The sequence below is a fragment of the Flavobacterium daejeonense DSM 17708 genome, assembly GCF_000425425.1.
Taxonomy (GTDB): Bacteria; Bacteroidota; Bacteroidia; order Flavobacteriales; family Flavobacteriaceae; genus Flavobacterium; species Flavobacterium daejeonense.
Map to the genome: position 1 here is coordinate 303,974 of NZ_AUDK01000001.1, position 14,950 is coordinate 318,923.

Below are 14,950 nucleotides of genomic sequence, written 5' to 3' on the forward strand. Positions count from 1 at the left end.
ATAAATACAAAATAATGAAATTAAACATCGCACTTTTAGCAGGGGACGGAATCGGACCGGAAGTAATTGATCAGGCAGTAAAAGTATCAGATGCCATTGCACAAAAATTTGGACATGAAATCACTTGGAAACCAGCTTTGACAGGTGCTGCAGCTATTGACGCTGTAGGTGAGCCTTATCCTGATGCAACACATGAAGTTTGTAAAAATGCCGATGCCGTACTTTTCGGAGCTATTGGTCACCCAAAATACGATAACGACCCCTCTGCTCCTGTTCGTCCGGAACAAGGTTTATTAAAAATGCGTAAAGCATTAGGTTTGTTTGCAAACGTAAGACCAACCTTTACTTTCCCTTCTTTATTAGATAAATCTCCTTTGAAAAAAGAAAGAATCGAAGGAACTGACTTAGTATTCTTAAGAGAATTAACAGGAGGAATTTACTTTGGTGAAAAAGGAAGAAGAGACAACAGAGACACTGCTTTTGACAACTGTGTGTACACAAGAGCAGAAGTACAACGTTTAGCTAAAAAAGGTTTCGAATTAGCCATGACACGTTCTAAAAAATTATGCTGTGTAGATAAAGCTAACGTTTTAGAAACATCACGTTTATGGAGAGAAACAGTTCAGGCAATGGAAAAAGATTACCCTGAAGTAGAAGTTAGCTATGAATTTGTTGACGCAGTTGCTATGCGTTTGGTTCAATGGCCAAACTCTTATGACGTATTAATCACTGAAAACTTATTTGGAGATATTTTAACTGACGAAGCTTCTGTAATTTCAGGATCAATGGGATTAATGCCATCTGCATCATTAGGAGCTGAAGTTTCTTTATTTGAACCTATTCACGGTTCTTACCCACAAGCTACAGGTTTAAATATTGCTAACCCAATGGCTACTGTTTTATCTGCAGCAATGATGTTTGAAAACTTCGGTTTGGCTGAAGAAGGAAAAGCAATCAGAGCATCAGTAAACAAAGCTTTAGAAGCCGGAATCGTAACTGAAGATTTAGCTAACGGAGGTAAAGCCTACGGAACTAAAGAAGTTGGCGATTGGTTAGCTGCTAATATCTAATTTTGAAATTTTAAATAAAACAAAAAGAGGTGCTTAAAGCACCTCTTTTTGTTAAATCATTTTAATAAAAATCCATTTACTCTGAAACTCTTCTAGTTGTTGTGTAAACTGGCTCTTTATAAGGAATCGATGTACTAAAAATACATCTAACTTTCTCTCCTTTTGTTTCGCCAGGAGACCATTTAGGACAAATTGACAAAACTCTTAAAGCTTCTTCACCTGCTCCAAAACCAGGATCTCTCAATAATTTAAAATTTGAAAGACTTCCGTCTTTTTCAATTATAAAAGTTACAAAAGCTAAACCTTTCGCCTCCGCAGATGGTTTATAATTTTTTTTTAAGAATTTATGAAACTCTTTAATACCCCCTGGAAACTCTGGTTTTTTTTCAATACCTGCTATGCTGTAAACATTTTCTTTATTTTTTTGTCCCGAAGATAATGAACGGATCTGATAATTATAAATTAATTTTGAGATTGGAAGAGTGAGCCTGCATCTTACTTTTTGACCATTTTTTTCTCCAGGAATCCAATTAGGACATATAGATAAAACCCTAACAGCTTCTGCATCGGATTCAACATTAACAGACTTCAATATTTTGAAACTGGATAGACTACCATCTTTTTCAATTATAAAACACACCAAAACTTTATCTGAAAGAGTCTTAGATGGAGCTTTATAATTATTTCTAATAAAATTATAAAACTCATTCATACCCCCAGGAAAATCAGGAATTTGCTCGATTTCATTTAGATTATAAACAAGGTTATTTGAATCAGTTGTCATTTCTTGAGCCGAAACAAATTGAATTAGCAAAAAAACAATTGCTAGAAATAGTAATTTTTTCATATTATGTAATATACAATTATTTATACGTCTCAAAAATACGCGACTTATTTGAATTATTGAATAAACAAAACCAAATTTTGTTGTAATTTCTTATTTTTATCTACAATTCAAATAATAAAAAATACCCAGAGCTAAATTTGATTGGACAAAAAAATTCAGCAATAGTTAACGGATAACCACAATATACTTTTCATATTCCAATTCAAAGGAGTGAGTTGAAAATCAAGGAAAACAAAAAAAAGCTGTCAATTGTAAATTGACAGCTTTTTTTTATAGTTTAGAAAAAAATTAATATCCTCCTCTATTTCCACGGTTTTCACCACCGCGATTGTTTCCGTAACCTCCGCGAGAATCATTTCTGCGGTTGTTATTAAAACTTCTTCTTTCACCTTCCGGTTTTGGTTCTGATTTGTTCACCACAATAGTACGCCCTAAAACAGTTGCTCCATTCAACTCATCAATTGCTTTTTGAGCTTCAGCATCAACAGGCATTTCAACAAAACCAAAGCCTTTACTTCTTCCGGTAAATTTATCAGTAATTACTTTAACAGAATCAACTGTCCCATAAGCCTCGAAAGACTCTCTTAAATCTGCTTCCTCAATACTGAACGGAAGGCTTCCAACAAAAATGTTCATATAATTATTTATAAAGTTGTGACAAATGTAATCTTATTTGGCTCATAACAAACTATAAACATGTTTATTTCTGCCTTATTTAAACATTTAATAAGATATCGGTAAAGAAAAAGTCTGTTAAAAATCCTTAAGCTATTGTACCGTAACAGGAACTTTATAGAAAACTCCGTATTGGTAATTTAAAGTAGCCGCTGCCAAAGGATTATCGAAAGTATTTTCCAAATTGAATTTAAAAGTTCCCGAGATAGTTTGTGCTACCGCATCGTATTCGGTAATTTCTATTTGTCCGTTTTCAATACCAACAAAACCAGAGGAAAAAGTAACGCTTTCATTAGTAGAAGGATCGGTATATACATAAGTCGCCGTAGTATTAGCATTAGTTCCTATAGAATAAACTCCAGCCGCTGTAGTATTATTTTTCAAAGTAACCACTTCTGTCGCTGTGTAAGCTTCAATAACCAAAGTCCCACCCGAATAAACAGTTGCACGAGTCTGAACTGCACGCCACAAAACATTGTCTTTCATCCCCTGAAAAGCAGGATTATTAAAACGGACATCTTCCTGACAGGAAAACACAGCAAAAAGTAGAATCAAAAACAAAAAATACTTTTTCATAAATTAAAATTTACAAACAAAAATAAACTATTAAAGCCAAAGTAAACCTTTTTAAGTTAAAAAAAGAAACAAAAAAAAACCACTAAACAACTACATATCAAAATACTAAAAAACTATTTGCTATATTAAAAAATAATGTATCTTTGCAGCCTTAATTAATCGGGGTCGTGAACCTCAAAATTTAATCAGTAAAGATTATGTCAGTAAAAATTAGATTACAAAGACACGGTAAAAAAGGAAAACCTTTTTACTGGGTAGTAGCAGCAGATGCTCGCTCAAAAAGAGATGGTAAATACTTAGAGAAAATCGGTACTTACAATCCAAACACTAACCCTGCAACTATCGAATTAGACCTTGATAGCGCTGTAAAATGGCTGCACAATGGTGCTCAACCAACAGATACTGCAAGAGCAATCCTTTCTTACAAAGGTGCTTTATTGAAACACCACCTTGATGGAGGTATCCGTAAAGGAGCTTTAACTCAAGAGCAAGCTGACGCTAAATTAGCTGCTTGGTTAGAAGCTAAAACCGGTACAGTAAACGCTAAAAAAGACGGTTTATCAAAAGCTCAGGCTGATGCAAAAGCAAAAGCTTTAAAAGCTGAACAAGAAGTAAACGCTAAACGTGTTGCTGCAGCTGCTCAGGCTGAAGCCGATGCTATTGCTGCTGCACAAGCTGAAGAGGCTGAAGCTGCTCCATCTGAAGAAGAAGCTCCTGCTGCTGAAGAAAACAACGAAGAAGCTCAAGCATAATTTGAACAGCGAAAATGCGTAAAGAAGATTGTTTCTATTTAGGTAAAATCGCTAAAAAATTTAGTTTTAAAGGGGAAGTCTTAGCCTATTTAGACACAGACGAACCCGAGCTATACGAAAATCTGGAATCAGTGTTTGTTGAATACAACAAACACTTGGTTCCTTTTTTTATTGAAAGCAGCTCATTACACAAAAATGACTTTTTAAGAGTTCATTTTGAAGACATCAACACCGAAGCAGATGCCGAAAACCTAATCGGCAGCAGCTTATACCTGCCTTTAAGCATGCTACCTAAACTTACAGGTAACAAATTTTATTTCCACGAAGTCATTGGTTTTGAAGTAGAAGATAAAAAATTAGGCTACGTTGGCAAAATCCAATCCATCAACGATACCACTGCCCAGCCTCTTTTTGAAGTCAACAAAGACGGAGCGGAAATCCTAATCCCAATGATTGACCAATTCCTGGTAAAAGTAGATCGGGAAAACAAAAAAATCATCATGGATTTACCGGAAGGGTTGATTGAAATGTATCTTTAAAAAATCCAAAAAAAGAAATTCCAAATTCCAAACGAAGAAGGAAAATTCTAATTACGGAAATAAAATTTCAATATTTTAATCTAATTTTGAAACTCAAATACAATTAGAGGAATCCATTTAGACATCTTAAGTTTTGGGATTTGGAATTTCAATTTTGGAATTCCCCTTCTGTGATTGGAATTTGGAATTTAAAAAATTGGAATTTTACCTTATGTTTTCATTCAAACAATTTACTATTGAACAAAGCCGTTGCGCTATGAAAGTTGGAACCGATGGTGTTTTATTAGGCGCCTGGACTCCAATCGAGAATAATCCATTTAGCATTTTAGACATTGGAACCGGAACGGGAATCATTGCTTTAATGCTTGCACAACGCAGTAATGCCGAACAAATTGACGCTTTAGAAATCGACGAAGAAGCCTACGAACAAGCAACCGACAATTTTGAAAACTCACCCTGGAACGACCGTTTGTTTTGTTTCCATGCCGGATTAGACGAATTTGTAGAAGAACCGGAAGACGACCCGAGCGATAGCGAACTGGCACAGCAATACGATTTAATTGTTTCCAATCCCCCTTTTTACAGCGAAAATTACAAATCCAACAGCGAACAGCGTGATTTAGCCCGCTTTCAGGACGCCATGCCTTTCGAAGATTTAGTCGAAGCAGCTGATTTATTGCTTTCTGAAAACGGAATTTTCTCAGTTATAATTCCTTTCAAAGAAGAAGAAAACTTTTTGGCTTTAGCCAAAACTTACGAATTATATCCGTTAAAAATCACTCGTGTAAAAGGAGCTCCAAACTCCGAAATCAAGCGCAGTCTATTGGCTTTTAGCCGAAATGAAAATCCTGATTTCCCGGTTAACGAATTAATCATTGAAACAGCAAGACATCAATACACTCCGGAATACATTGAATTAACAAAAGAGTTTTATTTAAAACTGTAACCCTAAAAAAAGTCATTTCTGAACCTGAATTCCCAATAGATTATTAAATATATTTGTATAAAAATGCAATGCCAGGAGTAGAAAATTTTTCCCTTTACTTAATTTCAGCAATTATCTTTGTTTTAACACCAGGGATAGACACTATTTTCATCCTAAACAAATCACTGACAAAAGGTAAAAAATCAGGAATCTATTCCTCATTAGGAATTTGCAGCGGAATTTTAGTTCACACCACATTTGCCGCTTTAGGACTGTCAATTATTTTAGCCCAGTCGGCAATTGCCTTTTCATTAATCAAATATCTCGGCGCAGCTTATTTGATTTACATTGGACTAAAAGCTTTATTTTCTAAAAAAGAAACGTTAAATTTCAAAGAACAAAGCCTGGAAACCGAATCCGTTTGGGCAAGTTTCAGATCAGGTGTAATCACTAATGTATTCAACCCAAAAGTAGCTTTGTTTTTTCTGTCCTTTTTTCCTCAATTCATCAGTAAAACAAACACCGATTCGGCATTACCTTTCTTTATTCTAGGATTTACTTATGCCGGGCTTGGCATAATTTGGTGCTTCATACTTGCTTACTTTTCATCCTTATTCTCTAACAAATTAAAGAAAAACGAAAAATTCAATTTTTGGCTTAACAAAACATCCAGCGCAATTTACATTTTGATGGGATTAAAAATAGCCATGACTAAAAAATAAAAAAGAGCTTAATTAAGACAAAAAAAATTAGCTTTTTACAACTGATACAAAAGCTTTATGTAAATTTATAGTGTATTTAACCTCAAAACTTTCCATTCAAAAGAAAGGTCTATCACTATTAATACATAAACCGCCATGAAACCAGATCTATTTCAAGCCCCCGACTACTACAAGCTGGACGAATTACTATCAGAAGAACATAAAATAGTTCGCGATGCCGCACGCAGCTGGGTAAAAAAAGAAATCAGTCCGATTATCGAAGAATATGCCCAAAAAGCAGAATTTCCAAATCAGATTATCAAAGGTTTAGCCGAAATTGGCGCTTTTGGACCATACATTCCACAGGAATATGGCGGAGCCGGTTTGGATCAAATTTCGTATGGTTTAATTATGCAGGAAATAGAACGTGGTGATTCCGGAATTCGTTCTACTGCTTCAGTACAATCTTCATTAGTAATGTACCCTATTTGGAAATACGGCAGCGAAGAACAAAAACAAAAATTCCTTCCCAAATTAGCTTCCGGTGAACTCATGGGCTGTTTTGGATTAACCGAACCCAATCACGGTTCCGACCCCGGAAGCATGACCACTAATTTCAAAGACAAAGGAGATTATTACCTGCTAAACGGAGCTAAAATGTGGATTTCCAATGCCCCTTTTGCAGATATTGCGGTTATTTGGGCAAAAAATGAAGAAGGCAGAATCCACGGTTTGATTGTAGAACGCGGCATGGAAGGCTTCTCTACTCCCGAAACACACAACAAATGGTCTTTACGCGCTTCGGCTACAGGAGAATTATTATTTGATAATGTAAAAATTCCAAAAGAGAACCTGCTCCCTAACAGATCCGGACTGAGCGCTCCTTTAGGCTGTTTAGATTCTGCCCGATACGGAATTGCCTGGGGAGCCATTGGATCCGCCATGGACTGTTATGATACAGCGCTACGTTATGCCAAAGAACGAATTCAGTTTGATAAACCCATAGCAGGCATGCAATTGCAACAAAAAAAATTAGCCGAAATGATCACCGAAATCACCAAAGCCCAATTATTAACCTGGCGATTAGGAGTATTAAGAAACGAAAACAAAGCTACATCGGCACAAATATCAATGGCAAAAAGAAACAACGTCCACATGGCGATTAACATTGCACGTGAAGCACGCCAAATATTAGGTGCCATGGGAATTACCGGCGATTATTCCATCATGCGACACATGATGAATCTGGAATCAGTAATCACTTATGAAGGGACTCACGATATTCATTTACTCATTACCGGAATGGATATCACAGGTATTTCAGCTTTTAAATAAAAACTCTCAAAAATCCTTTTTTAGACAAAAGGCACGCTTTTTGAATTAGCCCTATTACTTTAAAACTATTTACACAAAAAACCAGAATCAAATTAATTCCGTAAATAGTATTAAAGAAAAAACAATTATTAAAGTATTGATAAAATCGATGGGATATTTTCCCTGAAGCTAACAGCTTTTTTATCTTTACACTAAATTATAAAATGATGAACACTTTACATATCAATAACAGTATCAAAGCCCAAAAAAGCGCCTTATTAGAACATTCGCTTTACAGCAAGGTAAAAACCATAGAAGACCTTCGAATCTTCTTAGAAAACCACGTGTATGCTGTTTGGGATTTTATGTCTTTATTAAAAGCGCTTCAGGAACGTTTAACCTGTACAACAACCCCTTGGTTTGCCACTAAAAATTCGGAAACCCGCTATTTAATAAACGAAATTGTTTTGGCCGAAGAAACCGACCTGACCTTGGACGGAAGACACCTGAGCCATTACGAAATGTACATTGAAGCGATGGAAGCCTGTGGTGCCGACACCAGCAAAATAGAACATTTCCTTTCAGAAATTCAATCGCTGCAAAATATTTTTGTAGCCATCAAAAAAAGTGATTTACATCCTAACATTAAAGCTTTCTTAGATTTTACTTTCCGTGTTATCGAAGAAGGAAAACCTCATGAAATTGCGGCAGCTTTTACCTTTGGAAGAGAAGATTTGATTCCGAGTATGTTTTTTGCAATTTTAAAAAATTTCGAAAAACAATTCCCGGAAACTGATTTAAGCAAATTGATTTATTATTTCGAAAGACATATTGAATTAGATGCCGACGAACACGGTCCGATGGCAATGGCAATGATTGAAGAACTTTGCGGAAACGACATTCAAAAATGGAAAGAAGTCGAAGAAGTTTCTATTTTAGCTTTGGAAAAAAGAATTGAACTTTGGAATGCCATTGAAGAATTAATCACCATGAAAGTCGAAATGGCTTAATTCAAAATACACCCAAACAAAAAAGGCTATTTTCTAATTTGAAAATAGCCTTTTTTATTATTTTAAAGATTTTTTATTAACTCTCAGGAGCTAATTCTAATTCCAAACCTTCTAAATCAACCGTAATAGGAATTTGACACCCTAAACGACTATTTGATTTTACATAGAAAGCTTCCGAAAGCATTGCTTCTTCATCTTCCCCCATTTCCGGTAAAGCTACGTCATTCAACACATAACATTGACAGGAAGCACACATAGCCATTCCCCCGCAGGTTCCTTCTACCGGTAATTCATAAGCTTTGCAAAGCTCCATGATATTCATAGCCATATCTGTAGGGGCCTGTAATTCATGCACTACTCCTTCTCTGTCTTTAATTTTTATTAAAACATCCATTTTTTACTATTAGGAATTGATTGATTGAACAATAAACATTTAGCAAATAATCTCAAGAAAACCTCTTATAAGATATTTACAACAGTTTCAATTTGTGGAGCAAACTTTTTAATCGTTGTCTCAACACCAGCTTTAAGCGTCATTTGATTCACACTACAATTAGTACAAGCTCCTTCAAGACGCACTTTTACATGCTTATCCTCTTCAATAGAAATAAGCGTAATATTCCCTCCATCCGACTCTAAAAAAGGACGGATTTCATCCAGCGCTTTTTGAACTTCAATTGTTAATTCTTCTGTTGTCATTTCTTTTATTAAATTATTTTTTTATTGCTGAACAACCAGCCATAGTAGTAATTTTGATAGCTTCAGTAGCAGGTAAATTTTCATTTCTGCTTACCGTTTCTTCTACTACTCTGCGAGTGATATTTTCAAATACCGTTTCAATAACCGAACCGGTTTGTAAAGCTGCCGGACGACCGTAATCTCCTGCTTCACGAATAGATTGCACAATAGGCACTTCTCCTAAAAATGGTACTGCTAAATCCTGAGCTAAATTTTTAGCACCTTCCTGACCAAAAATATAATATTTGTTATTTGGTAATTCTTCCGGCGTAAAATATGCCATGTTTTCTATGATTCCTAAAACAGGCACATTGATTGCTTCCGACATAAACATCGAAACTCCTTTTTTAGCATCAGCCAAAGCCACAGCCTGCGGCGTACTTACCACTACAGCACCGGTAACCGGCAAAGACTGCATAATAGAAAGGTGAATATCTCCGGTTCCAGGAGGCAAGTCGATTAACATGAAATCTAATTCTCCCCAATCGGCATCAAAAATCATTTGATTTAAAGCCTTAGAAGCCATAGGACCTCTCCAGATTACCGCCTGACTTGGCGAGGTAAAGAACCCAATAGAAAGCATTTTTACTTCATAACTTTCAATAGGTTTCATTTTTGATTTCCCGTCAACCGTAACCGAAATTGGTTTTTCACTTTCGACATCAAACATGATTGGCATGGAAGGACCGTAAATATCCGCATCTAAAACACCTACACTGAAGCCCATTTTAGCCAAAGAAACCGCTAAATTGGCAGTAACTGTAGATTTTCCTACTCCTCCTTTTCCGGAAGCTACCGTAATAATATTTTTAATTCCCGGAATTGCTTTTCCTTTAATTTCAGGTTTTTCCGGCGCTTCCACTTTAATATTAACTTTAATCTTAGCTTCAGCAGCCACTTTTTCTAAAATTGTTTTTTTGATATCGTCTTCTGCACGTTTTTTAATATGCATCGCCGGTGTATGTAAAACCAAATCAACAACTACCTCATCTCCAAAAGTAAGCACATTAGTTACAGCACCACTTTCTACCATATTTTTTCCTTCTCCTGCAATAGTAATTGTTTCTAAAGCTTTAAGAATTTCTTTTCTATCTAATTTCATTACTAAGTTTACTATTTTTCAATTGCTATTTTCAGTTCAAAAACAAAGATTTATTTAAACTGATTTCAGTCCCGATACTTTCGGGAGCAAAGATAAGAGATTAAGTTCTTAATTTAAAGTATTTGAATTGTAATTATTAATCCCGGTATTGGTTCTAACTATAAAGTGTTTTGCTGTGATTTTTAACCACTTAGTTTTCTAACATTCTTCTTGCGGATCCCAAAAATAGTTTTCAAAATCAACAATCTGATTATCGACTACTTTCACCCCTTCATTTTCTAATAATTGCTGCATTAAATTGGTTCCGTCAAAATGGAATTTACCCGTAAGCATTCCTTTTCTGTTCACTACGCGGTGCGCCGGAACATCATCCATACTATGCGAAGCATTCATAGCCCAGCCTACCATTCTGGCCGATCGTGCCGCTCCTAAATATTTGGCTATAGCACCATAAGAAGTCACTCTGCCGTAAGGAATTTGCCTGACTACAACATAGACTTTTTCAAAAAAATTAGTTTTATCCTTCGTTAACATAACTCTTTTCTCTTTTGATTGTATTCCCGAGGTTCTACACCTACAATTTCTTTAAAACTACTTAAAAATAAATCACAGGAACAAAAACCTGTTTTTTTAGATAATTTTTCAACGCTACTTTTTTCTAAAAAACCTTCTTCTATCAAACTAATGGCATCATAAATACGAACGGTACGTTTAAATTCGATAAAACTTACCTTGGAATGGTATTTAAAAAAATACAACAAATGACTCTTTGGAATTTCTAATCTAATCGCAAAATCACGCATGGAAACTTTCGGATTTCTAAAACAAAAATGCTCCAGTGCCATTCGCTCGATTTCATAAATATAGGATTCCAAATTACTTTCTACTCTTTCGCTCAATTTTAAATCCTGACTATTTGTAATCAAAACATCCGATTCATCCAGCCAAAAATCTTCAAAAACCAATTCGAAATATTCCTCTGATTTCACTTCGTAATCCAATAAGACATTAGAATACAACATCATTGGAGTAAATAAAAGTCTGAAAAACAATACAAAACACAGCAATGCCGCCAACCAAAAATAACTCGTTCCATCTGAATAACCCGCAACAAAGATATCCAATACCAAAGACACCAATAGTCGCAACACAATTAAAAAACAAAAAACAAAGAAAAAGATACTCCAATTTCTAACAAGCATATTTTGTTTTTGAACGTGCCATGTTTTAGACTTTAGAAACCAAAGCTTATTTTTTAATTCTACAAAACTTAAACCTAAATAAAACAACGGAATTAAGGCAAACAAAAAATAAGACAATAAATACCATGAAACCGCATAATGACGCATCCAAAGATTATAAATCCCAAATAGCACCGGAATACTAAAATAATATAAATCTACTGCCACAGGATTCTTCCTGTTAGCAACCAAACATTTAAAATACAAATAAATACAAGCAAAAATTCCCGAACCAAAGGAACGAAAAATCACAGTAACATCATCGCTAACCGTAAAAAAAACCAGTGAATAAATCCCGATGAAAAAAAATCGAAAAGAAGCAAAAAAGATTAAAATCAGAAGGTAAAAATTAACCTTTCTATTAGACTTGTATTGTGTTATCAGCACCATTAATGTCAGAAATCCCAACAAAGCGGTCATAAAATACACAACACTTAGAAACATAATCGATTACAATTTTACTCTGAAAAAATTTAAATATAGACAATTATCCAACTTTCCAATCAGTCGTAAAAAAATATCCGACATATCAGCTCAAAAAAACGATGTTTGAAAAAATTTGTCTTATTTTTTCCATAGCTAAATTGACTAGCTATAAACCCATTATCTCAAATAATATTCTAAAATATTCATCAGGCTAATTACCGAAACAACTCCTGTAATACATCCGATAATAACATTCATATTTTTAAGAAGATAATCGGCTTTTTTCTCTATTTTTTTAAAAAAGGCTATATAAAAATAAAAGACAAGGACAGAACCCAGAACGGCTCCGCTCACAAAAATAAAAATGGAAGCAACATCAAAAGTAAACAACGCATAAGAAGACAGTGAAATACTCACAAAAACATAATAAGGAATGGGGAAAAAATTAAGTGCCGAGAGCAACATTCCTAAAAAAAAGCGTTTCTTTTTACTATACTTTTTGATTTTAGGTTTCTTCATTTTTGGTTCTTTGGCAATCCACAAAAAATAAACCGTCAAAGTACCAAAAACCCCAAAACCAACTTCACGCAACAACAATACAATATCAGGGCGGGCATTGATAATCCGGGCAAATAAAACCGCCAGATACACCTGAAGAAAAATAACCAGCACCGCACCCGAAACAAACCAAAAAGCATGATGCTTTCCGTCTTTCATACTTACTTTTGCTGCCGTCATATTCAACAAACCCGGAGGAGTAATTCCTATAAAGGCCGAAATAAAACCGGATAATAAGGATACAATTAAATTCATAAGCCTATTTACAGGAATCCCTAAAAAATTTTAAAACTAAAGTTTAGTCTTTAATTTTAAAACGAATAAAAGTGATTGCTTTATTAATTTCTAAATATTGTTTTTCGTAAAAAGTCTGAAAAGCCGTTACTTCCTCAGGACTTCCTTCGTTTACATAAACATTATGATTTGCATATAAAACCTCATGACCTTCACCATGCAACAACCCTAAAGTATAACCATGCATGAACTCGCTGTCGGTTTTCAGATTAACAACTCCGTCTTTTTTGAGGATTTTTTTATACAACTGTAAAAACTGCGAATTGGTCATTCTGTGTTTGGTACGCTTGTACTTAATTTGAGGATCCGGGAAAGTAATCCAGATTTCGTCTACTTCATTTTCAGCAAAAATATGATTAATTAATTCGATTTGAGTACGAACAAAGGCCACGTTATTTAAACCGCTTTCAACCGCTGTCTTAGCTCCGCGCCAAAAACGGGCTCCTTTAATATCAATTCCAATAAAATTTTTATTTGGATATCTTTCAGCCAATCCTACTGAATATTCTCCTTTTCCACAACCCAACTCTAACACGATAGGATTATCATTTTTAAAGAAATCAACATTCCATTTTCCTCTTAACGGAAATAAATCACCTGCTACCTCTTCTCTTGTTGGCTGAAAAACATTATTGAATGTTTCGTTTTCTTTGAATCGTTTTAATTTATTTTTACTTCCCACTGTTTTTTAAATATTTGCGCAAAATTAAGCAAATAAATAAGACTCAGGGCAAGCTTTTATAAAATAAAAACCTGCCCTGCTCTATGAATTGATATTTAAATACCACTTATTCGGCGCATTCAATAGGAAAAAGCGTTTCGTCATGCTGAGACAAATCTAATCCCATAATCTCTGCTTCTTCCGAAACACGCATCGGAATTATTTTATCTGTAATTTTAAACAAGAAATATGCCCCAAAGAAGGTATAAATAGAAACCAACAACAAGGCCATCATGTGGTGTCCAAAAACCTCCCAGCCTCCGTGAAGCAAACTTGCTTCTTCTCCGTGAGCAAAAATAGCCGTCAAAATCATTCCCATAATCCCACCTACACCATGACAGGCAAACACATCTAAAGTATCATCAATTCCTTTCAAATATTTAGAATATACAATTTTATTAGAAACCAAAGCCGCTACAAATCCAAAGAACATACTTTCCGGAACCGTAATATAGCCCGCAGCAGGCGTAACCGCAACTAATCCAACTACTGCCCCGATACAAGCTCCCAAAGCAGAAACTTTTCGCCCATTTATTCTGTCAAAAAAGATCCAGGTAAGCATAGCTGCTGCCGAAGAAGTCGTGGTTGTACCAAAAGCCATCGCTGCAACACCATTGGCTTCCATCGAAGAACCGGCATTAAAACCAATCCACCCAAACCAAAGCATTCCGGTTCCTAACAAAACAAACGGGATATTTGTAGGAACATGATTGCTGTTTTTTCTTTTACCTAACACCAATACTCCCGCCAAAGCAGCAAATCCGGCGCTCATGTGCACTACCGTTCCTCCCGCAAAATCTTTCACACCAAAGAAAGATCCTAAAATTCCGGTAGGATACCAAACCGCATGACACAAAGGCGAATAAATAAAAATACTGAACAGACAGATAAATAATAAATAAGAAATAAAACGAACACGCTCCGCAAATGAACCCGTAATAATGGCCGGAGCAATAACAGCAAACTTCATTTGGAATAATGCAAAAAGCATAAAAGGAACTGTTTTTGCAATTAATTTATGAGGCAAAACACCCACATAATCCATAAAAGTAAAAGTCGCCGGATTTCCCACAAAACTATAAAATCCATCTCCAATTCGAATTCCTAACGGTTCTCCAAAAGCAAGACTAAAACCAACTACAACCCAAATAAGAGTGACTACTCCCATGCAGATAAAACTTTGCAGCATGGTCGAAATTACATTTTTCTTCCCTACCATACCTCCGTAAAAAAAGGCCAATCCGGGTGTCATAATCAAAACCAGACAACAAGAAGTAAGCATCCAGGCCACATCGGCCGGAATAATCTGGTCTATAGTTCCAAATTGCGAATGAACATTTTTAGGCTCCAAGGGTACTTCCCAAAAAAGTCCTGAAATACAAACAATGCTAATAATAACAAAAGAAATGATCCAACGCTTTTCAATTTTCATATCTTCTTTCTTTAACCCATTAAAATTCG

The 14,950-nt window shown here is 35.2% G+C and carries 18 protein-coding genes; 7 read left to right on the forward strand and 11 right to left on the reverse strand.

All coding sequences use genetic code 11. The features are described 5' to 3' along the window. Positions 1 to 14 precede the first annotated feature (14 nt). Positions 15 to 1,070 carry a 3-isopropylmalate dehydrogenase gene (gene leuB, locus H599_RS0101270; protein WP_026712454.1) on the forward strand — a complete coding sequence of 352 codons (1,056 nt, stop codon included), beginning with the start codon at positions 15 to 17 and terminating at the stop codon, positions 1,068 to 1,070. A 76-nt stretch (positions 1,071 to 1,146) separates the two neighbouring features. On the opposite strand, the gene H599_RS0101275 is transcribed toward leuB, so the two are convergent. From H599_RS0101275 to H599_RS0101285, 3 genes are all read right to left on the reverse strand, one after another. Next, a complete protein-coding gene (locus tag H599_RS0101275) occupies positions 1,147 to 1,917 on the reverse strand; it encodes an energy transducer TonB (protein ID WP_026712455.1) in 771 nt (256 codons plus the stop codon). Between the two features lie 288 nt (positions 1,918 to 2,205). Then, a complete protein-coding gene (locus H599_RS0101280) occupies positions 2,206 to 2,553 on the reverse strand; it encodes an RNA recognition motif domain-containing protein (protein ID WP_026712456.1) in 348 nt (115 codons plus the stop codon). Positions 2,554 to 2,685: 132 nt separating this feature from the next. Beyond that, a complete protein-coding gene (locus tag H599_RS0101285; protein ID WP_026712457.1) occupies positions 2,686 to 3,168 on the reverse strand; it encodes a DUF6252 family protein in 483 nt (160 codons plus the stop codon). A gap of 197 nt (positions 3,169 to 3,365) precedes the next feature. On the opposite strand from H599_RS0101285, the gene H599_RS0101290 reads away from it, so the two are divergent. From H599_RS0101290 to H599_RS0101315, 6 genes are all read left to right on the forward strand, one after another. Further along, positions 3,366 to 3,920 carry a 30S ribosomal protein S16 gene (locus H599_RS0101290; RefSeq protein ID WP_026712458.1) on the forward strand — a complete coding sequence of 185 codons (555 nt, stop codon included), beginning with the start codon at positions 3,366 to 3,368 and terminating at the stop codon, positions 3,918 to 3,920. A 14-nt stretch (positions 3,921 to 3,934) separates the two neighbouring features. Further along, entirely contained in the window at positions 3,935 to 4,459 is a 525-nt protein-coding gene (rimM, locus tag H599_RS0101295; RefSeq protein WP_026712459.1) for a ribosome maturation factor RimM, read from the forward strand. 211 nt (positions 4,460 to 4,670) lie between these two features. Continuing rightward, positions 4,671 to 5,405, forward strand: a complete 735-nt coding sequence (locus tag H599_RS0101300) for a tRNA1(Val) (adenine(37)-N6)-methyltransferase (protein WP_026712460.1) — start codon at positions 4,671 to 4,673, stop codon at positions 5,403 to 5,405. A gap of 68 nt (positions 5,406 to 5,473) precedes the next feature. Then, positions 5,474 to 6,106 (forward strand): LysE family translocator, encoded by a 633-nt coding sequence (locus tag H599_RS0101305; RefSeq protein WP_026712461.1) that lies wholly within the window; start codon positions 5,474 to 5,476, stop codon positions 6,104 to 6,106. Between the two features lie 135 nt (positions 6,107 to 6,241). Further along, complete coding sequence (locus H599_RS0101310) at positions 6,242 to 7,420, forward strand: acyl-CoA dehydrogenase family protein (RefSeq protein ID WP_026712462.1); 1,179 nt, start codon at positions 6,242 to 6,244, stop codon at positions 7,418 to 7,420. Between the two features lie 206 nt (positions 7,421 to 7,626). Next, positions 7,627 to 8,409 (forward strand): DUF3050 domain-containing protein, encoded by a 783-nt coding sequence (locus H599_RS0101315; protein ID WP_026712463.1) that lies wholly within the window; start codon positions 7,627 to 7,629, stop codon positions 8,407 to 8,409. A 76-nt stretch (positions 8,410 to 8,485) separates the two neighbouring features. Here H599_RS0101315 and H599_RS0101320 read toward each other — a convergent pair whose 3' ends face one another. The 8 genes from H599_RS0101320 to H599_RS0101355 all read right to left on the reverse strand — a co-directional run bounded on the left by H599_RS0101320 (position 8,486) and on the right by H599_RS0101355 (position 14,921). Further along, on the reverse strand, positions 8,486 to 8,803 hold the full coding sequence (locus H599_RS0101320) for a 2Fe-2S iron-sulfur cluster-binding family protein (protein ID WP_026712464.1): 318 nt from the start codon (positions 8,801 to 8,803) through the stop codon (positions 8,486 to 8,488). A 65-nt stretch (positions 8,804 to 8,868) separates the two neighbouring features. Continuing rightward, entirely contained in the window at positions 8,869 to 9,108 is a 240-nt protein-coding gene (locus H599_RS0101325) for a NifU family protein (RefSeq protein ID WP_026712465.1), read from the reverse strand. A 13-nt stretch (positions 9,109 to 9,121) separates the two neighbouring features. Further along, a complete protein-coding gene (locus tag H599_RS0101330) occupies positions 9,122 to 10,249 on the reverse strand; it encodes an Mrp/NBP35 family ATP-binding protein (protein ID WP_026712466.1) in 1,128 nt (375 codons plus the stop codon). 198 nt (positions 10,250 to 10,447) lie between these two features. Further along, on the reverse strand, positions 10,448 to 10,783 hold the full coding sequence (locus tag H599_RS0101335) for an MGMT family protein (protein WP_026712467.1): 336 nt from the start codon (positions 10,781 to 10,783) through the stop codon (positions 10,448 to 10,450). Beyond that, positions 10,777 to 11,934 (reverse strand): helix-turn-helix domain-containing protein, encoded by a 1,158-nt coding sequence (locus H599_RS0101340; RefSeq protein WP_026712468.1) that lies wholly within the window; start codon positions 11,932 to 11,934, stop codon positions 10,777 to 10,779. The genes H599_RS0101335 and H599_RS0101340 overlap by 7 nt, the downstream gene beginning before the upstream one ends. Positions 11,935 to 12,093: 159 nt before the next feature. After that, positions 12,094 to 12,729 (reverse strand): LysE family transporter, encoded by a 636-nt coding sequence (locus tag H599_RS0101345; protein WP_026712469.1) that lies wholly within the window; start codon positions 12,727 to 12,729, stop codon positions 12,094 to 12,096. A 43-nt stretch (positions 12,730 to 12,772) separates the two neighbouring features. Next, the gene (gene trmB, locus H599_RS0101350) at positions 12,773 to 13,450 is read right to left on the reverse strand and encodes a tRNA (guanosine(46)-N7)-methyltransferase TrmB (RefSeq protein WP_026712470.1); all 678 of its coding nucleotides are present in this window, start codon (positions 13,448 to 13,450) and stop codon (positions 12,773 to 12,775) included. A gap of 106 nt (positions 13,451 to 13,556) precedes the next feature. Continuing rightward, a complete protein-coding gene (locus tag H599_RS0101355; protein ID WP_026712471.1) occupies positions 13,557 to 14,921 on the reverse strand; it encodes an ammonium transporter in 1,365 nt (454 codons plus the stop codon). Positions 14,922 to 14,950 lie beyond the last annotated feature (29 nt).

What these genes read in the sequence shown, in the direction of transcription:
- H599_RS0101315 (WP_026712463.1), top strand. Translation starts at nt 7,627, where the DNA reads ATGAACACTTTACATATCAATAACAGTATCAAAGCCCAAAAAAGCGCC.
- H599_RS0101345 (WP_026712469.1), bottom strand. Translation starts at nt 12,729, where the DNA reads ATGAATTTAATTGTATCCTTATTATCCGGTTTTATTTCGGCCTTTATA.
- leuB (WP_026712454.1), top strand. Translation starts at nt 15, where the DNA reads ATGAAATTAAACATCGCACTTTTAGCAGGGGACGGAATCGGACCGGAA.
- H599_RS0101285 (WP_026712457.1), bottom strand. Translation starts at nt 3,168, where the DNA reads ATGAAAAAGTATTTTTTGTTTTTGATTCTACTTTTTGCTGTGTTTTCC.
- H599_RS0101300 (WP_026712460.1), top strand. Translation starts at nt 4,671, where the DNA reads ATGTTTTCATTCAAACAATTTACTATTGAACAAAGCCGTTGCGCTATG.
- H599_RS0101335 (WP_026712467.1), bottom strand. Translation starts at nt 10,783, where the DNA reads ATGTTAACGAAGGATAAAACTAATTTTTTTGAAAAAGTCTATGTTGTA.
- H599_RS0101280 (WP_026712456.1), bottom strand. Translation starts at nt 2,553, where the DNA reads ATGAACATTTTTGTTGGAAGCCTTCCGTTCAGTATTGAGGAAGCAGAT.
- H599_RS0101325 (WP_026712465.1), bottom strand. Translation starts at nt 9,108, where the DNA reads ATGACAACAGAAGAATTAACAATTGAAGTTCAAAAAGCGCTGGATGAA.
- H599_RS0101290 (WP_026712458.1), top strand. Translation starts at nt 3,366, where the DNA reads ATGTCAGTAAAAATTAGATTACAAAGACACGGTAAAAAAGGAAAACCT.
- rimM (WP_026712459.1), top strand. Translation starts at nt 3,935, where the DNA reads ATGCGTAAAGAAGATTGTTTCTATTTAGGTAAAATCGCTAAAAAATTT.
- H599_RS0101330 (WP_026712466.1), bottom strand. Translation starts at nt 10,249, where the DNA reads ATGAAATTAGATAGAAAAGAAATTCTTAAAGCTTTAGAAACAATTACT.
- H599_RS0101340 (WP_026712468.1), bottom strand. Translation starts at nt 11,934, where the DNA reads ATGTTTCTAAGTGTTGTGTATTTTATGACCGCTTTGTTGGGATTTCTG.
- H599_RS0101305 (WP_026712461.1), top strand. Translation starts at nt 5,474, where the DNA reads ATGCCAGGAGTAGAAAATTTTTCCCTTTACTTAATTTCAGCAATTATC.
- H599_RS0101355 (WP_026712471.1), bottom strand. Translation starts at nt 14,921, where the DNA reads ATGAAAATTGAAAAGCGTTGGATCATTTCTTTTGTTATTATTAGCATT.
- H599_RS0101320 (WP_026712464.1), bottom strand. Translation starts at nt 8,803, where the DNA reads ATGGATGTTTTAATAAAAATTAAAGACAGAGAAGGAGTAGTGCATGAA.
- H599_RS0101275 (WP_026712455.1), bottom strand. Translation starts at nt 1,917, where the DNA reads ATGAAAAAATTACTATTTCTAGCAATTGTTTTTTTGCTAATTCAATTT.
- H599_RS0101310 (WP_026712462.1), top strand. Translation starts at nt 6,242, where the DNA reads ATGAAACCAGATCTATTTCAAGCCCCCGACTACTACAAGCTGGACGAA.